The 1,243-nt window shown below is 75.1% G+C and carries 2 protein-coding genes; both read right to left on the reverse strand.

Annotated elements, in window-relative coordinates; all coding sequences use genetic code 11:
* Positions 1 to 487, reverse strand: a 487-nt coding sequence (locus ACYVE9_RS27390; protein ID WP_461030583.1) for an alpha/beta fold hydrolase, incomplete at its 3' end; no start/stop codon positions are given.
* An 87-nt stretch (positions 488 to 574) separates the two neighbouring features.
* Positions 575 to 1,243, reverse strand: a 669-nt coding sequence (locus ACYVE9_RS27395; RefSeq protein WP_461030582.1) for an SDR family oxidoreductase, incomplete at its 5' end; no start/stop codon positions are given.

The raw sequence follows: 1,243 nt of genomic DNA on the forward strand, positions 1-1,243 counted from the left end.
GGGCCAGTCGCGTCAGGGCGGCGTCCGGCAGCGCCCGCGCGCCGGCCCGCATGGCCAGCAGCAGGGCGAACGTCCAGCGGCGTTCGGCCTCCGTCCAGAACCCGGCGGGGGAGAAGGCCGTCACCGACCGTGCCAGTCCCGCCCGGCCGAGGTGCAGGGCGATCAGGCCGCCCAGCGAGTTGCCCACCACGTGCGGACGGTCCAGGTCCAGTTCGACGAACACGTCCGCGAGCACCGACGCCAGGGCCTCCGCGCCGTACGGGCCGCCGTCGGGGAGGGCGGGCGACTGGCCGAAGCCCGGCAGGTCCAGGGCGATCACCTCGTGCGAGGCGGCGAGCGCGTCCATCACCGGCTCCCACGCCTGCCGGTGGTGGCCGATGCCGTGCAGCAGCACCAACGGCTCACCGGAGCCGCGCCGTTCGTAGGCCACCGAGACCCTGGGACGGTCCTCCCGGGAGACCTGCACGAAGGACACGGGCGCGGGCACGGACATGGGCACTCCTCGGGAAGCTGGACAGCCAGGACGGAGGGCCACCCTGCCAGCAGCGGCCCCGACAGGACACCCCGGCCCCCGTCACAGACCGCCGGCGACGCGCAGGACCGCGCCCGTCGTGTAGGAGGCCTCGTCGGACAGCAGCCAGGCGACCGCCCCGGCGACCTCCGACGGCTCTCCCGGACGCCGCATCGGCACCCGCTCAGGACGCCGCCAGGGACGCTGCGGGTCGCCCATCGCCGCGTGGATGTCCGTCACGATCATGCCGGGCTGCACCGAGTTGACCCGTACCCCCTCGGTGGCGAGCTCCTTGGCGAGCCCCAGCGTCAGTGCGTCGACCGCGGCCTTGCTCGCCGCGTAGTGCACGTACTCGCCGGGGCTGCCGGTGGTGGCACCGGCCGAGGAGATCGTCACGATCGACCCGCCCTCGCCGCCGTGCCGCCGCGACATCTCGGTGACCGCCCGCCGCGCGCAGTACAGCACGCCCAGCACGTTCACCTCGACCACCCGGCGCATGTCCGCGGTCGACGTCTCGGTGAACCTGCCCAGCGGGCCGGTGATCCCGGCGTTCGCCACCAGGCCCGTGATCCGCCCGAGTTCCCGTCCCACGGTGTCGAAGAGGGCGTCCACCTGCTCCTCGGAGCCGGTGTCGGCCCGCACCGCCACGGCCCGGCCGCCCCCGGCCCGTACCGCCGCCACCACCTGCTCGGCCGCCTCCGCCGACCGCTCGTAGCCGACGCCCACCCGGTG

It is taken from the genome of Streptomyces sparsus (assembly GCF_054776295.1).